This window comes from Rhizobacter sp. Root404, assembly GCF_001425865.1.
Lineage (GTDB): Bacteria > Pseudomonadota > Gammaproteobacteria > Burkholderiales > Burkholderiaceae_C > LMDS01.
This window is the reverse complement of sequence record NZ_LMDS01000001.1, coordinates 857,175-872,643: the sequence shown is the minus strand read 5'-3', so window position 1 is coordinate 872,643 and position 15,469 is coordinate 857,175. Positions and strand designations below refer to the sequence as shown.

At 69.4% G+C, this 15,469-nt stretch carries 17 protein-coding genes; 4 read left to right on the top strand and 13 right to left on the bottom strand.

All coding sequences use genetic code 11. The features are described from left to right. Positions 1–13: 13 nt before the first annotated feature. From flgL to flgG, 6 genes are read right to left on the bottom strand one after another with little or no spacing between them, the layout of a single operon-like run. Entirely contained in the window at positions 14–1,210 is a 1,197-nt protein-coding gene (gene flgL, locus ASC76_RS04000) for a flagellar hook-associated protein FlgL (RefSeq protein ID WP_056462649.1), read from the bottom strand. A 17-nt stretch (positions 1,211–1,227) separates the two neighbouring features. Continuing rightward, positions 1,228–3,168 (bottom strand): flagellar hook-associated protein FlgK, encoded by a 1,941-nt coding sequence (gene flgK / locus ASC76_RS03995; protein ID WP_056462646.1) that lies wholly within the window; start codon positions 3,166–3,168, stop codon positions 1,228–1,230. Positions 3,169–3,178: 10 nt separating this feature from the next. After that, complete coding sequence (gene flgJ, locus ASC76_RS03990; protein WP_056462643.1) at positions 3,179–4,066, bottom strand: flagellar assembly peptidoglycan hydrolase FlgJ; 888 nt, start codon at positions 4,064–4,066, stop codon at positions 3,179–3,181. 2 nt (positions 4,067–4,068) lie between these two features. Then, positions 4,069–5,199, bottom strand: a complete 1,131-nt coding sequence (locus ASC76_RS03985; RefSeq protein ID WP_056462640.1) for a flagellar basal body P-ring protein FlgI — start codon at positions 5,197–5,199, stop codon at positions 4,069–4,071. Between the two features lie 38 nt (positions 5,200–5,237). Then, on the bottom strand, positions 5,238–5,933 hold the full coding sequence (locus ASC76_RS03980) for a flagellar basal body L-ring protein FlgH (protein ID WP_056462635.1): 696 nt from the start codon (positions 5,931–5,933) through the stop codon (positions 5,238–5,240). Between the two features lie 8 nt (positions 5,934–5,941). Beyond that, on the bottom strand, positions 5,942–6,724 hold the full coding sequence (flgG, locus tag ASC76_RS03975) for a flagellar basal-body rod protein FlgG (RefSeq protein ID WP_056462633.1): 783 nt from the start codon (positions 6,722–6,724) through the stop codon (positions 5,942–5,944). 182 nt (positions 6,725–6,906) lie between these two features. Here flgG and ASC76_RS03970 point away from each other — a divergent pair, with 182 nt between their 5' ends. Beyond that, complete coding sequence (locus ASC76_RS03970) at positions 6,907–8,115, top strand: MFS transporter (protein WP_056462630.1); 1,209 nt, start codon at positions 6,907–6,909, stop codon at positions 8,113–8,115. A gap of 6 nt (positions 8,116–8,121) precedes the next feature. On the opposite strand, the gene ASC76_RS03965 is transcribed toward ASC76_RS03970, so the two are convergent. The 7 genes from ASC76_RS03965 to flgB form a co-directional block, all read right to left on the bottom strand. Further along, positions 8,122–9,372, bottom strand: coding sequence for an MFS transporter (locus ASC76_RS03965; protein ID WP_056462628.1), 1,251 nt, complete (start codon positions 9,370–9,372; stop codon positions 8,122–8,124). A 4-nt stretch (positions 9,373–9,376) separates the two neighbouring features. Continuing rightward, entirely contained in the window at positions 9,377–9,973 is a 597-nt protein-coding gene (locus ASC76_RS03960; protein ID WP_056462626.1) for an ATP-dependent Clp protease proteolytic subunit, read from the bottom strand. A 73-nt stretch (positions 9,974–10,046) separates the two neighbouring features. Continuing rightward, positions 10,047–10,775: a flagellar basal-body rod protein FlgF gene (flgF, locus tag ASC76_RS03955; RefSeq protein ID WP_056462624.1), complete on the bottom strand. Its 729-nt coding sequence runs from the start codon at positions 10,773–10,775 to the stop codon at positions 10,047–10,049. Positions 10,776–10,800: 25 nt separating this feature from the next. Continuing rightward, positions 10,801–12,054, bottom strand: coding sequence for a flagellar hook protein FlgE (gene flgE, locus ASC76_RS03950; protein ID WP_056462622.1), 1,254 nt, complete (start codon positions 12,052–12,054; stop codon positions 10,801–10,803). 46 nt (positions 12,055–12,100) lie between these two features. Continuing rightward, positions 12,101–12,751, bottom strand: a complete 651-nt coding sequence (locus ASC76_RS03945; RefSeq protein ID WP_056462620.1) for a flagellar hook assembly protein FlgD — start codon at positions 12,749–12,751, stop codon at positions 12,101–12,103. Positions 12,752–12,774: 23 nt separating this feature from the next. Next, on the bottom strand, positions 12,775–13,191 hold the full coding sequence (gene flgC, locus ASC76_RS03940) for a flagellar basal body rod protein FlgC (RefSeq protein WP_056462619.1): 417 nt from the start codon (positions 13,189–13,191) through the stop codon (positions 12,775–12,777). An 11-nt stretch (positions 13,192–13,202) separates the two neighbouring features. Beyond that, positions 13,203–13,607 (bottom strand): flagellar basal body rod protein FlgB, encoded by a 405-nt coding sequence (gene flgB / locus ASC76_RS03935; RefSeq protein WP_056462616.1) that lies wholly within the window; start codon positions 13,605–13,607, stop codon positions 13,203–13,205. A gap of 153 nt (positions 13,608–13,760) precedes the next feature. On the opposite strand from flgB, the gene flgA reads away from it, so the two are divergent. The 3 genes from flgA to ASC76_RS03920 all read left to right on the top strand — a co-directional run bounded on the left by flgA (position 13,761) and on the right by ASC76_RS03920 (position 15,468). Next, positions 13,761–14,513 carry a flagellar basal body P-ring formation chaperone FlgA gene (gene flgA / locus ASC76_RS03930; RefSeq protein ID WP_235580336.1) on the top strand — a complete coding sequence of 251 codons (753 nt, stop codon included), beginning with the start codon at positions 13,761–13,763 and terminating at the stop codon, positions 14,511–14,513. 108 nt (positions 14,514–14,621) lie between these two features. Then, on the top strand, positions 14,622–15,017 hold the full coding sequence (gene flgM, locus ASC76_RS03925; RefSeq protein WP_056462614.1) for a flagellar biosynthesis anti-sigma factor FlgM: 396 nt from the start codon (positions 14,622–14,624) through the stop codon (positions 15,015–15,017). 61 nt (positions 15,018–15,078) lie between these two features. Then, positions 15,079–15,468 carry a hypothetical protein gene (locus ASC76_RS03920; protein WP_056462612.1) on the top strand — a complete coding sequence of 130 codons (390 nt, stop codon included), beginning with the start codon at positions 15,079–15,081 and terminating at the stop codon, positions 15,466–15,468. Position 15,469 lies beyond the last annotated feature (1 nt).

Here is a 15,469-nt window from a genome sequence, read left to right as displayed (position 1 = left end):
GGGAGAATTCATGTCAGGTGTTGAGATAGTTGAACAGCGACAGCCGCTGCACCATCGAATAGGCCTTCAGGGCCGCATCGTAGCCGGTCTGCTGGTTCGAGAAATCGGAGATCGCCTGCGTCATGTCCAGGTCTTCGGCGTGGGCGCGTTCGGTCTGGCTCGACAGCTTCAGCGCCGACAGGCGCTCGGTCACCGCGTCGACGCGGTTCATCGTGGCGCCGACCTGGCTGCGGCCCGCCGCCACCTGGCCCATCACCGCGTCGATGTTCGACAGGTTCTCGACGTTCGATTGCGCGATCTGCGTGCCCGTGCGGCCGGGCGTCTTCAGCTCGGCGATGGCCTTGTCGAGCGCGTCGAAGACACTGAGGTTCGAGTTCGACGGCGCGAGTTGGAACGCATCGCCGTCGGCCGGTTGGCCGGTGATCTTGGTCGACATGCCGTCGACCTGGATTGCCTGGCCGCTGCTGTAGGCGACGTTGGTCTGTGCGGTCGGCAGGCCGTCCTTCAGAACCGAGTAGGTGGTGCTGGCGCCGCTCACGCTGAACTGCAGGCTGTAGGTGGAACCGGTCAGCGCCGACGGATCGATCACGTTGCCGGAGCCGATCCACGCGCTGCCGGTGCTGGTGACGGCGCGGGCAACGAACACGCCGTTGCCGTTGCGCGCCTGCATCCAGGTCGATTCGCCGTCGATGGTCAGCGGCAGCGCATCGCTGCTCGCGGCTTGCGTCTGGCCCGACGCGCCCTGGAACTGCACGCCGCCGGGCAGGTCGGTGAACGGCGCCTGGCTCGCGCCCTGGCCACCGAAAAGGTGGATGCCGGCGCTGTCGGTGCGGTTCGCGACCGCGAGCAGCTGCGCCCGCAGGTCGGCGAGCTGGTTCGCGACGCCGAGCCGCTCCTTGTCGCTGAAGGTCGGGTTGCCGGCCGAAACCAGCGCCTCGCGTGCGGTCTGCAGCAGGTCGCCGGCGTCGCCGAGCGCGCCTTCGGTCAGGCGCATCGCGTTGTCGCTCGCATCCACGGCCCGCTGGCTCGCGACGCTGCGCCGCTCCGACGCCAGTGCGCGCTCCGCGCGCGCCGCGGCGGCCGGGTCGTCGCTGGCGCGGTTGACGCGCTTGCCGGTCGTCATCTGCTCCTGCGTCTCGGCCAGCCGGGACTGGCGGTCCATCAACGAATCGAGCGAGGTGTTGTAGCTGTTGGTCGTGCTGATGCGCATGGGGGTGTCCGTCTCGTTCAGCGGGCTGCCGTCTGCAGGATGGTGTCGAAGATCGACTGTGCGACCTGGAGGATCTTGGCGGCGGCCTGGTAGCTCTGCTGGTACTGGATCAGCTTGGCGGCTTCCTCGTCGAGGTTGACGCCGGCCTTGTTGGCCCGTGCCGACTCGGCCTCGCTCGCGGTCGCGCTCGAGATCGAGGCCGCCGTCTTGCCGCCCTGCACGCGCACGCCGATGTTGGCCAGTGCGCTCGCGTAGGCGTCGGTGATCGACTGCGCCGGCGCACTCGTGCCGGCGCCGCCGGCCGACGCGACGATGCCCTGGTCCGCCAGACGCGCGAACGCGAGTGCATTGCCGTTGTTCGAGCCGACCGACACGGTCGGCACGACGCCGAGCGTGTCGCCGCTCTTCGGCACGCCGTTCAGGTTCAGCGCGAAGCCGTTCAGCGTGATCGGGCTGCCGGCCGTCCAGGTGCCGGTGCCGGACGAGCCGTCGCTCATCGTCCACGCGTAGTCCCCGGTGGCGGAGGTGAACGTGATCGCGGTGCTCAGCGTGCCGTTGTAGGCGGGATCGACCGCGCTGAGCGACGCGATCGTCGCGGTGCCGGTGTTGTTGATGCCGGTGCTGCCGGTGAACGGCGCCGCGGCCGCCAGGCCCTTGGTGCTGCCCAGCACGCTTTGCATGCTCTGCGCGGCGTTGCCCACCGGTTGCAGCAGGAAACGGTCGCCGTTCGCGGCGGTGCCACCGGTGAGCTGCAAGGTGATGCCGTCGAGTTGCACGCCGGCCGTCAGTTGCGCCGGCGTGTAGGGGCTGCCGGCCACCGCGGTGTTGTCGCTCAGGCGCGTCAGCGAGTAATTGGTACCGTCGAATGCGAGTTCGTAGTCGCTCGCCTGCACCTGGGACGAATCGTCGATCGTGATGCCGAGCACGGCCGTGCCGGCGTTCGCGCGCGCATCGAGCACGCGCGGCGCGCCGACCGCGAAGATCGGGGCGCCGGCGCCCGGGGGCTGACCCAGGTCGAGGCCGAGCGCCTGCTGCCCGTTGATCGCGCCGCTGAGGCCGGCGGCCATCTGGCCCAGCAGGTTGTTGGCAGCCGTCAGGTCATCGTTCTGGAACCTCAGCAGGCCGGAGAGCGATCCGCCCGCCAGGCTGTCCGGCGGGATGATCCGGTCGAAGCCGCCCTCGGCCATCGTGAGCATCACCTTGGCCGGGTCGAAGGTGTCGGGCACCGCCTTGACCGTGTTCGCCTTGGCGCCCAGCACGAGGTTCTGCCCGCCACCGATGAACAGCCCCACGCTGCCGTCGTCGGCCTGGATGGTGGTGACGTTGATCGTGCTCGCGATCTGGCTGACGAGCCGGTCGCGCTCGTCCAGCAGCTGGTTCGGCGGCTGCCCGGCGCCCTGCAGCGCGGCAATCTGTTCGTTGAGCTTGGCGACCTGCTGCGCCAGCGTGTTCAGGCTCGCGACCGAGGTCTTCACGTCCTGCGTGACGCCGGCCTGCAGCGCGCCGAGCTGGTCGGCCGCCGCGCGGAAACGCGAAGCCAGATCCTGCGCCTGGCTCAGCACGACCTGGCGCGCCGACGAATCGGCCGGGTTGTTGGACAGGTCGACGAACGAGTTCAGGAACTCGCCGGCGGCGTAGCCGACGCCCGTGGTGCCGATCGGAAAGACGTTCTCGAGCTGCGTGAGCTTGTCCACCCGCGCCGCGTCGGCAGCGGCCACCGAGCCGGTGCCGACGGCCTGGTTGGTCAGGTACTTGTCGTACGAACGCGAAACGGTCGTCACGTCGACACCGCGGCCGAAGAAGCCCGAACCGGTGAACTGCCCAGGCGCATCGGCCAGCACCGTGGTCTGGCGCGAGTAGCCGGCGGTGTTCGCGTTGGCGATGTTGTTGCCGACGGTCTGCAGCGCGGCGTAGCTCGCGAACATCGCGGTCTTGCCGATCGACATCAGGACGCTCATCGCAGGCCTTTCATGCCAGCGTCTGCGGCGCGCGCAGCGTGGCCTGCTGCAAGCGCAGCGTGGTGTTGATGACGCGGGTCAGCTTGGCGGCGTAGGCCGGGTCGGTCGCGTAGCCGGCCTTCTGCAGGCCCTGCGCGAAACCCTGCGCGTTGTTGCCGGCGGCGACGACCTGCGCATAGCGCGGGTTGTCCTTCATCAGCTGCGCGTAGTCACGGAAGGATTCGTCGTAGCTCGCGTAGGCGCGGAACTTCGCCACCACCTTGCGTGGCTGGCCGTCGATCACCTCGGTCGTGACGACCCGCGTGACCTGGCCCTTCCAGTTCGCGCCGGCCTTGATGCCGAACAGATTGTGCGAGCTGCTGCCATCGGCGTTGCGGATCTCGTGCTTGCCCCAGCCCGACTCGTGCGCCGCCTGCGCGACCATGAAAGTCGCGGGAATGCCGGTCTGCGCCTCCGCGCCGGCGGCCGATTGCTGGTGTATCCGCAGGAATTCTTCCTGGCTCGGATTGATCCTTGCCGCGCCACCCATCGGCGCGCCGGCCGCGCTCGCCGCGGGGATCGCCGCCTGCACGGCGGACGCGACGCCGTTCATCTGGCGCTCGAGCTGGCGCGCGATCACGTCGGCCAGACCGCCGGGCGCGCCGCTCATCTTGTTGGCGAACTGGGTGTCCAGCATCTCGGTGCCCATCTGCGTGCCCGAGTTCTCGAGCAGCCCGGTGCCGAGCGACGACTCGCGCATGCTCTTCATCAGCTGCTGCATGAACATCGCCTCGAACTGCTTGGCAGCCATGCGGATGGCGGCCTTCGGGTCGCTCGCCGCCCGCGCCCGCAAGGCGCTGCCTGTCGGATCCAGTGCGCCGGCGTCGCCGGTCGTCGCGGAAAGGCCGGAGATCGCCATGGTCAGATCACCTCGATTTCCGCATTCAGTGCCCCGGCGGTCTTCATCGCCTGCAGGATCGCGAGCAGGTCCTGCGGCGTCGCGCCGAGCGAGTTCAGCGCCTTGACGACGTCGGCCAGCTTGGTGCCCGCCGGCAGCTGGATCAGCGAGCCGGGCTCCTGCCTGATCGTGATGTCGGCCTTGTCGCGCGAGACGGTCGTGCCGTTCGACAGCGGGCCGGGCTGGCTCACCATCGGCGTCGAGTTGATCGTGACCGACAGGCTGCCGTGCGCGACCGCACAGGCGTTCAGCGTGACGGTCTGGTTGACGACGACCGAGCCGGTGCGCGCGTTGATCACGACCTTCGCGGCTGGTGCGGCCAGTTCGAGCGGCAGGTTCTCGATGTCGGCCATGAAGGCGACGCGCGCATCGGTGCTGGCCGGCATGCGCACGCGCACCACGCGGCCGTCCAGTGCCTGTGCGACGCCGGCACCCATCTTGGCGTTGACGGCACGGGCCACTTCGCGGGCGGTGTTGTAGTCGTTGGCGTTCAGGTCGAGCTGCAGGTACTCGCCCTGGTTCAGCGGCGTCGGCACGGCGCGCTCCACGGTCGCGCCCTCGGGCACGCGGCCGGCGCTCAGGTGGTTGATCTGGACCTTGGAGCCGGCCGCCGAGGCGCCGGCGCCGCCGACCACCAGGTTGCCCTGGGCCAGCGCGTAGATCTGGCCGTCGGCGCCCTTCAGCGGCGTGGCGATCAGCGTGCCGCCGCGCAGCGACTTGGCGTTGCCGAGCGACGAGACCGTCACGTCGACCTGCTGGCCCGGCTGCGCGAACGGCGGCAGTTGCGCCGTCACCATCACCGCGGCGACGTTCTTCAGCTGCATGCTGGTGCCGGCCGGCACCGTGACGCCCATCTGCTGCAGCAGCGCGTTGATGCTCTGCGTGGTGAACGGGGTGGAGGTGGTCTGGTCACCGGTGCCGTCAAGGCCGACGACCAGGCCGTAGCCGACCAGCTGGTTGGTGCGGACCCCCTGCACCGAGGCGACTTCCTTCAGGCGCATCGCCTGGGCCGGGGTGGGCCACCAGACGGCGGCCGAGGCCAGCACCGCGGTCAGGGCGATCAGTCGGCGAACGATTTTGTCGGTGTTGATCATGGCGGGCCATCGGTTGATGAACCCGATTCTGAAGAACGCTAGATCGGGAGAACGTTCAAAAAGAAGCGTCCCAACCAGCCTATTCCCTGCGCATCGGCCTGCTGGCCCTTGCCGCGCTGCTCGATGCGCACGTTGGCGATCTGCGCCGAGGCCACGCTGTTGCCGGCCTGGATCGCGCGCGGGTCGACCTGGCCGGAGAAGCGCAGCACGTCGACGTTGTGGTTGACGCCGATCTGCTTCTCGCCCGAGATCAAGAGGTGGCCGTTCGGCAGCACCTCGAGCACGGTCGCGGTGATCGTGCCGGAGAAATCGTTGCTGTTCTCGGTGCTGCCCTTGCCGGCGAAGGTGTTGCTCGACGTGGCGCCGAGCGTCGCGCGCGCCGGCGTGAACGAATTGGCGGCGAAGCCCGGGATCGCGGTCACGCCGGCCGCGAGGCCACCGGACTTGTCGATCGAACTGGTGCTCTTCTGCGTGGCGCTGACCTTCTCGACGATCTGCACCGTCAAGGTGTCGCCCACCAGCCGCGCGCGGTGGTCCTCGAACAGCGGCCGGTACTGGCCGGCCTGGAAGATCGAGCCGTTGCTGATCGGCGTGACGACGACCGGCTCGGGGCGAACCGCCTCGGTCTTCAGCACGTCGACCGGCGGGCGCTTGTTCAGGCGCTCGCTGGCGGTCTCGCAACCGGCAAAGGCGAGGGTGGCGACGGCCAGCGCGACCAGCGAAATACGGGTCATGGGCGCGCTCACAGCTGCGTCAGTCGGGCGAGCATCTCGTCCGAGGTCTTGATCGCCTTCGAGTTCAGCTCGTAGGCGCGCTGGGTCTGGATCATGCCGACCAGTTCCTCGACGACGTTCACGTTCGAGGTCTCGACGAATCCCTGCTGCAGGATGCCCAGGCCGTTCTGCCCCGGCGTGCCGGGGTTCGGCGTGCCCGAGGCCGCGGTCTCGGCGTAGATGTTCTGGCCCAGCGGGTCGAGACCGGCCGGGTTGATGAAGGTCGCCGTCTGGATCTTGCCGACCGCCTGCGGCGTGGTCTGCGCCGGCAGCACCACGCTGACGGTGCCGTCGTTGCCGATCGTCACGCTGGTCGCGTTGGCGGGGATCGTGATGCCGGGCTGCACGGTGTGGCCGTTGTTCGTCACCAGCTGGCCGGTGGCGTTGACCTGGAACGAGCCGTCGCGGGTGTAGCCGGTGGTGCCGTCGGGCATCTGCACCTGGAAGAAGCCCTGGCCGCTGACGGCGACGTCGAGCGGGTTGCTGCTCTGCTGCAGGTTGCCCTGCGTGAAGCTGCGCGAGGTCGCGACCGCCCGCGTGCCCAGGCCGAGCTGCAGCCCGGTCGGCAGGGTGGACTGGTCGGTGCTGTTGGCCCCGGCCTGGCGCAGGTTCTGGTACATCAGGTCCTCGAACACCGCGTGCGACTTCTTGTAGCCGTTGGTCGAGGCATTGGCGAGGTTGTGCGAGATGGTGTCCAGCTGGGTCTGCTGGGCCTCCATGCCGGTCTTCGAAATCCACAGGGAACGCATCATGGCGGTGCTCCGGTAATGCTGGCGATCATGGGCCGCCGCCGGGGAGCCGGATAAGCGGATAAGCGGGCGGTTTTCCAGCCACTTCCGGCCCGCGGGCGACTCGCCGCAATGGCCCTGGGACGACGGATCGGCCGGCGCGCATCGACAATCCGGGCGCCATCGCCTTGCCTCGCAGTCCGCCCATGAACGCCAAGACCTCGACCTCCGCACCCGACGGCCTGTCCGCCGGCCTGACCTGGCTCTTCGCCATCGGCTGCGGGCTGTGCGTGGCCAACATCTATTTCGCGCAGCCGCTGATCGAGCCGATCTCGACCGCGCTCGACCTCCACGCCGGGCTCGCCGGCCTGGTGATGACGCTGACCCAGCTGGGCTACGGCGCGGGTCTGATCCTGCTCGTCCCGCTGGCCGATGTGATCGAGAATCGGCGCCTGATCCTGCTCGCGATGGGCGGCGCGGTGGCCGGGCTGGTCGGCGCGGCCGCATCCATGTCGGCCCTGACCTTCCTCGCGGCATCGTTCGTCGTCGGGACGTGCGCCGTCGCCGCACAGGTGCTGGTGCCGTTCGCGTCGCACCTGGCGCCCGACGCGACGCGCGGCAAGGTGGTCGGCAACGTGATGGCCGGGCTGCTCGCGGGCATCATGCTGGCGCGGCCGTTCTCGAGCCTGGTGGCCGCTGCATTCGGCTGGCGTGCGGTGTTCGCCGTCTCGGCGGCCCTGATGGCCGTGCTGATGGTGGTGATCGCGCGCGCGTTGCCCGAACGGGTGCCGCACGGGTCGGTCGGCTATGCGCGCACGCTGCAATCCCTGCCCGGCATCCTGTGGCACACGCCGCTGCTGCGCCGTCGGGCGCTCTACCAGGGCCTGATGTTCGCGACCTTCCAGGCCTTCTGGACGGCCGTGCCGCTCGTGCTTGCCCACCAGTACGGGCTCGGCCAGGCCGGCATTGCGCTGTTCGCACTGGCCGGCGCGGCCGGCGCGCTCGCCGCACCCTGGGCGGGACGGCTGGCCGACCGCGGCCTGACGCGCGTGGCGACCGGCGTCGCAATGGCCACCGTGGCCGTGTCGTTCGCGATCGGCGCGGTGGCGGTGCACCTGCATTCGCTCGCCGGTCTGGTGGTCGCGGCGCTGCTGGTCGACGCGGCCGTGCAGGTCTGCCAGGTCCTGAGCATCCGCAGCCTCTACATGCTCGCGCCGGAACTGCGCGGCCGCCTGAACGCGCTGTTCATGACCTTCGTGTTCCTGTGCGCGGCGATCGCGTCGGGCTCCGCCGCGGCGATCTATGCATTCCACGGCTGGGACGGTCTGAGCCTGCTCGGCGGCGTGCTGGCGCTGCTCGCGCTCGCCGCCTACGCGACCGAGTTTCGGCGGCCCCGGGCGCTCGCGCCGACCTGAGCGGCGCTACGCCGCCGCCGGCGCGCCGCGGCGTGCCAGGGCCCGCACCCGGCTCAGCAGGAACACCGCGATCGTCAGGTTCAGCAGGTTCCAGCCGATGCCGTTCAGGAACGCGGCATGGTACGAACCGGTCAGGTCGAAGACCTTGCCGGACATCCAGCCGCCCAGCGCCATGCCGAACAGCGTCGCCATGATCACGGTGCCGACGCGGGCACCGGCCTCGGCGGCGGGGAAGTGCTCGCGCACGATGATCGCGTAGCTCGGCACGATGCCGCCCTGGAACAACCCGAACAGCGCCGAGATCACGTAGAGCGACACGAGCCCGTCGAACGGCAGGAACAGCAGCAGCGCCAGGCCCTGCAGCACCGAGCCGAGCAGCAAGGTGCGCAGCCCGCCGATGCGGTCGCAGATCAGGCCCGAGACGAGCCGGCTGACGATGCCGGCGGCGAGCATCAGCGACAGCATCTGCGCGCCGCGCGCCGCGCCGAAGCCGAGGTCGCTGCAGTACGCGACGATGTGGACCTGCGGCATCGCCATCGCGACGCAGCAGGCGACACCGGCGATGCACAGCAGCGTCTGGGCGTGGCCCATCGACAGGCCGAACGGGCGCGTCGACGGCACGACGCCGGTCTGGCGGGCCGCGGCGGTGGCCACCGCGATCGGCGGGCGGGGCCGCATCAGCACGGCCAGCGCCGCCATCGTGACGCCGCTGAAGATCCCGAGGCCGATGTAGGTGGCGCGCCAGCCGCTGGTCTCGACGAAATGCTGCACGATCGGCGGCCAGAGCGCGCCGCCGAGGTAATTGCCGCTGGCACAGATCGCCACCGCGATGCCGCGCCGGCGCACGAACCAGAGCGAGGTGTCCGCCACCAGCGGCGCAAAGGTCGTCGAGCTGCCGACCGCGCCGAGCAGCACCCCGTGCGCCAGCGCGAAGCCCGTCAGGCTGCCCGACAGCCCGGCGGCGATGAAGCCGGAGCCGATGCCGAACGCGCCGATCAACACCACCCACATCACGCCGAAACGATCGGCCAGCTTGCCCATCGCCACGCCGCCGAGCCCGAAGCCGACCATCATCAGCGTGTAGGGCAGCGACGCGTCGGCGCGCGCGACACCGAACTCGGCCTGCACCGCCGGCAACACGACCGCGACGACGTACATCGCGCCGCTGCCGAGCGTCATCAGCGCCAGCGTGACCGCCAGGCGCGTCCAGGCGTAGCGCGAATCTGCCGCGTGAGTGGCGGTGCCCTCCCCCGTCACAGGATCAGGCCAGGTCTTTTTGCCGCTCGATCGTGCGCGCGACGATGCCGTAGGCGATCGCCTCGTCCGCACTCATCCAGTAGTCGCGCTCCATGTCCGCGGCGACCTTTTCGTAGGGCTGACCGGTCTGCTTGGAGACCACGCGCGCCAGGCGCTCGCGGGCCTTGATGATTTCCTTGGCCTGGATCGCGATGTCGGTGGCCTGGCCACCGGCGCCGCCGGCCGGCTGGTGGATCATGAAGCGCGTGTTGGGCAGGCACAGGCGACGCTCTTTCGGCGGCGCCAGGAAAATGTGCGCGCCGGCGCTGGCGACCCAGCCGCTGCCGACGGTGGTGACCGGGGCGCGCACGAAGCGGATGAGGTCGAAGATCGCGTCGCCCGATTCGACATGCCCGCCCGGCGACGAGATCAGCATCGTGATCGGCGCTTCCGATTCCTCGGACAGGGCCAGCAGGCGGCGGCAGGTGGCGTATGCGACCTTGTCGTCGATCTCGCCGAACACGAGCACGAAGCGGGACTTGAACGCGAGCTGGTCTTCGAGCTTGTCGACCTTGGTGTCGGCCTTGGGCTGCTTGTCTTCGGCAGCGTTGATGAACGTCATGACTGGCTCCTGGAGAGGTCTGTGCAGACGAGTTTAAGCCGCCTCGAGAGGCGGCTCTCCCAGGAGGGTGGCGTCAGGTCGTGGACAAGAGCTGGGCCGCGGCCTTCTCGTCGGCCTCGGCCGTCTGGATCATCTTCATCTGGGCCTCGAACTGGCGCGCCGCCGCGATCATCGAGACCATCGACTCGACCGCGCTGACGTTCGAGCCTTCGAGCGCGCCATCCTGCACGCGCGCGGTGTCGTCGGCGGCGAGCGAGCCGCCGTCCGCGCCGCGGAACAGGCCGTCGTCGCCGCGCTTCAGCGCGGTCTCGGGCGTGACCAGCTTCAACTTGCCGATCGCCGTGTTCTTGCCGTCCGTGCCCTTGGCGCTGACGGTGCCATCGGCGCCGATGCTGACCGCCGCGTTCGGCGGCACCTGCAGCGGGCCGCCGTCGCCGAGCACCGGCAGGCCGCTGCGCGTCGTCAGCGTGCCGTCGTTCGAGACTTCGAGCGAGCCGCCGCGGGTGTAGGCCTCGGTGCCGTCGAGCGCCTGCACGGTGAGCCAGCTGTTGCCCTTGACGGCGACGTCGAGGTTGCGGCCGGTCGCGGTGACCGGGCCGGCGCTGGCGTCGTAGCCGGTCGTCGTCTCGAGCGCGTAGACCCGCGTGCTCGCGCCGCTGCCCTCCACCGGCACCGCACGGAAGGCCTGCAGCTCGGCGCGGAAGCCGGGCGTCGAGACGTTCGCGATGTTGTTGGCGAGCGTGTCCTGGCGCTGCATCGTTGCCTTCGCGCCCGACATCGACAGATAGATCATGCGGTCCATCGCGAGCCCTCAGTCGATTGATCGATCAGCGCAGGTTGACCAGCGTCTGCAGCACCTGGTCCTGCGTCTTGATCGTCTGTGCATTCGCCTGGTAGACGCGCTGCGCGGTGATCATGTCGACGAGCTCGCCGGTCAGGTCGGTGTTCGATTCCTCGAGCGCGCCGGCCTGCAGCGCGCCGATGTTGCCGGTGCTCGGCGTGCCGACCGTCGGGTCGCCGGAGGCGTAGCTGCGCGCCCACATGTTGCCGCCGAGCGGGGTCAGGCCCTGCGGGTTGCGGAAAGTCGCGAGCTCGAGCTGGCCGGCCGCCTTGGCCTGGCCGTTCGAGTAGGTGGCCATCACGATGCCGCTCTTCTCCACGGTCACGCCGGTCAGCAGGCCGGCGGCGTAGCCGTCCTGGGTCATGTTGGTGACGCCGAAGCCGGAACCGAACTGGGTCGCGCCGGTCAGGTTCAGCGCGATGCCGGTGATCGGCAGCGTCGCGGCGCCGGCGGCATTGGTGGTCGACGGCACGTCGAACGCGACGGTGCCCACCGGCGAGGTCGGCGTGCCGCCGTCCGGCGGGAAGTTGATGGTCGTGATCGGCAGCGGGTTGCCCGCGCCGTCGACGTTGACCGACGCACCGTTCGCGGTCGCGTAGACGTTCCAGGTGTCGGTGGCGGACTTCTGGAAGTAGTAGGTCAGCGCCACGTCCTGGCCCTTGGCGTCGAACACGGTGACCGAGGTCGCGTCGTTGTAGGTCTTGGCGTTGGTGAAGTCGATCTGCGGCGCGGTCGCGGGCAGCGTGGTCGCCTTGCGCGAATCGAGGTTCATCTCGACCGTGATGCCGCTGGTGGGGTTCGGATCGACACCGCCGGTGGGCAGCTGCAGCGGCACGGCCGCGCCGGGCTGGATCGTGCCGTCCTTCGAGGCCGGGTAGCCGACCAGCTTCAGGCCGGTGTTGGTGGTCAGGTAGCCGTCCTTGTCGGCCTGGAACTGGCCGTTGCGGGTGTAGAGCGTCTGCGAGCCGTTGCTGACCTCGAAGAAGCCGTTGCCGTTGATCGCCAGATCGAGCGGGCTGTCGGTCGTGGTGATGTTGCCCTGCGTGAACTGCTGCGTCACCGCCTGCAGGTTCACGCCGATGCCGATGCTGGTGCCGTTGATCGCGCTGGCGTACATGTCGCCGAACTCGGCCCGCGACGACTTGGCGCCGATCGTGTTGGCGTTGGCGACGTTGTTGCCGATCACCTCGAGGTTCTTGCTCGATGCGTTCAGACCGGAGAGACCTTGCTGGAAGCTCATGGGATGTTCCTCGGGACAGGATGTGAAACGGTGGCGCGGCGCGCGCTCAGTTGATCGCCTTGACGGTGCTGTAGTCGATCGTGCCGTTGCGGGCCAGCTCGAGCTGCAGGTTGCTGCCCGAGGCACTGACGGCGTTGACGGTGTCGCGCATCAGCGGCGTCGCGGTCAGCGACGTGGCGCCGCTGGTCGCGGTGACGCGGAAGCTCAGGTTGCTGCTGTTGTCGTAGGTGCCGGGCGCCCAGGCGAAGCCGTGCACGCCGCTGCTCTGCGCGCCGATGTTCATGGTGTCGATCACCTTGCCGGCCGGGCTCAGCACCTCGACGTTGACCGCGTCGGCCGGCGTCGTCAGCTCGAAGCCGCCCTGCGCGACGCCGTCGGCGATATCGAGCTTGTTGCCGGGCACGATCACGTTCTTGCCGACCAGAGAGGCGCCCTGCAGCGTCTGCATCTGCAGGAACTGGCTGGACAGGCCTTGCACGCTGGTATTGAGCGTCGCGATGCCGGTGACGGTGTTGATCTGCGCGATCTGGCTCGTCAGCTGCGCGTTGTCCATCGGGCTGAGCGGGTCCTGGTTCTGCAGCTGCGTGACCAGCAGCTTCAGGAAGCGGTCCTGGCTGCCGGGATCGTCGACGCCGCCGGCCTTGGCCGTGGTGTCGGTGCCGTTGATGTTGCTCAGGGTCGCGGAGGAAATGGCCATGGGGGCTACCGGTTGTCAGCGGCTCACTGGCCGATCTGCAAGGTCTTGAGCAGCAGGCTTTTCGCCGTGTTCATGACCTCGATGTTGTTCTGGTAGGAACGCGACGCGGAGATCATGTTGACCATCTCCTCGACCGCGTTGACGTTGCTGTAGGTCACGTAGCCATCGGCATCGGCGCTCGGGTGCTTCGGGTCGTGGACGCGGCGGCCGACCGTCTGGTCCTCGCTGATCGTGCTGACCTTCACGCCGGCGGCCGTCGGGTCGTTGGCGTTCGCGCCCATCAGCTGGGTCTGGAACGTGACCTGCCGCGCCTTGTAGGCCTGGCCGTCGGGGCCGGCGACCGTGTCGGCGTTTGCGAGGTTGCTCGCGACGACGTTCAGGCGCTGGCTCTGGGCGCTCGCCGCCGAACCGGACACATTGAAGATGTTCATCATCGACATGACGTGCTCCCTTACTGGCCGGTGATCGCCGACAGCGTGGTCTTCACCTGGCCGCTGATGAAGCGCAGCGTGGCTTCGTACTTCACCGTGTTGTCGGCGAAGCTGGCGCGCTCGCGGTCCATGTCGACGGTGTTGCGGTCGAGGTTGGTCTGGCTCGGCGCCGCGTAGGCCAGCGTGCTGTAGGTGCCGCCGCTCGCGCCGGCCACGATGTGGCCGGGTTGGCTCGCGGCCAGTCGGGCGGCGGGCTGGCCGGCGCCGGTGGCTTCCTTCAGCGCCTGCGCGAAGTTCATCTCGCGGGCCACGTAGCCGGGCGTGTCGGCGTTCGCGATGTTGCTGGCGATCAGGCGCTGGCGCTCCGAGCGCAGGCTGAGGGCCTGGGCCTGGAAGTCGAGCGAGTCGGTGAGTCGGTTCAGCATGTCGGCCTCTCGGCGGTGGTCTGCGGTGGTCGCACGGCGGCGATGTGAGCGGATTGTCAGAGCCGGTCCGCCGCGACATAAGCGCGAATAAGCGCCGGTTGACCCTTCATTTCGCGGCCCTGTCGCCGACCGTGTGCCCCTAGAGTTCAGCCCATGCAATTCCGGCCCGCCCTCGCCTTCGCCCTGCGCCGCGTCGCCGCGCTGCTGGCCATGGGCGCCTGCGCCACGCTCGCGCTGGCCCAACCCACCGCGCCGGTCGAGCCGAACGCCAGCGGGCTCGCCGGTGGCCTCGAACAGCAGGTGCGCCAGCTCGCGCTCGCCGGCAGCCAGACGGCCCAGCCCGGCGCCGTGCGCATCGAAGTGCAGGTCGGTCAGCTCGACCCGCGACTGCGCCTGGCGCCCTGTCAGCAGGTGCAACCTTATGTACCCGAAGGCACGCGCCTGTGGGGCAAGAGCCGGATCGGCCTGCGCTGCGTGCAGGGAACGACCAAATGGAACGTCTATCTGCCGATCACCGTGAAGGTGTTCGGCACCGCGTTGACCGCGACCAGCGGCGTCGCGGCCGGCAGCGTGCTGACCGCTGCGGACCTGGTGACCGCGGAAATCGACCTGGCCGAGGACAACGCCGCGCCGATCACCCGCACCGAACTCGCCGTGGGCCGCACGCTGGCCCGCTCGCTCCAGCCCGGCCAGGGCCTGCGCCAGTCCCACCTGAAGGCGCGCCAGTGGTTCGCCGCCGGCGAAACCGTCACGGTGCTGGCACAGGGCGACGGCTTCAGCGTCGCCGGGGAGGCGCAGGCGCTGAACCCCGGCATCGAAGGCCAGCCGGTCCGGGTACGCACCGAAAGTGGGCGCGTTCTGACGGGTCAACCGGTGGGCGAGCGCCGGGTGGAACTTGGTTTGTGAACTCACTTTCCCGCGGATTCTCAGAAAACTCTAAAGTCGCCCTCGACCCGGGCCGATACAAGGTGCACATTGAACGGCCCGGCATCCACCCGGCCCCTGGAGAGCACCATGAAGATCGGCAATCCCGCAGACAAGCCCGCCCAGACGAACGCCACCCACGGCGTTCCGAACAGCCACGCGTCGGCAAACGGCATCGCCCATGCCCGCGGGACCCGGGGCTCGGCAGCACCGGTGGCGACCGAGCCTTCGGCCACCACGCCCGTGACGACGCCCGTGACGACGCCGGTGACGACGCCGGTGGCACCCGAGCCGAGCACGACGCTGGCCCTCTCGAACACCGCATCGACGCTGCTCACCACCGGTTCGACCCCCGAATTCGACGCCGAGAAGGTCGCCCGCATCTCGAAGGCGATCGAGGACGGCACGTTCCAGATCAACCCCGAGGCCATCGCCGACAAGTTGATCGCGAACGCACAGGAAGTGCTGACCCAGGTCCAGGCCTGACGCCCGGACCACAACCGCCCTTTTCCGATCTGGATCCATCTCACCTCGGACCCACACCCTCATGACCTCACTGGTCCCCGATCGACCTGCTTCCGAACTCGAAACCGCCCTCGCCGCCGTGGAACACCGGCTGAGCGCGCTGGGCATGGCCCTGTGCGTGCGCGACACCGTCGGCATCGACCTGCACGCCACCGAACTGCACCGCGCACTCGCGGTGGCGGTCGATCAATTCGCCATCGCGGCGCGCCGTGGCTCGGTGCCGCCGGACCTGCGCCTGCGCCTGGTCAGCACCAGCGGGCAGGTCGCTGCGCAGCGCGAATCGCTCGCCCGCGCGACCGCCGCGCTGGACCGTGCGATCGACGTGCTGATGCCGCGCGAGAACTCGACCTCGCTGTATTCGACGCAAGGCAGCGCCGATCGCGCCGCGCGCGGCGGTTCGGTCCTCGCCTGAC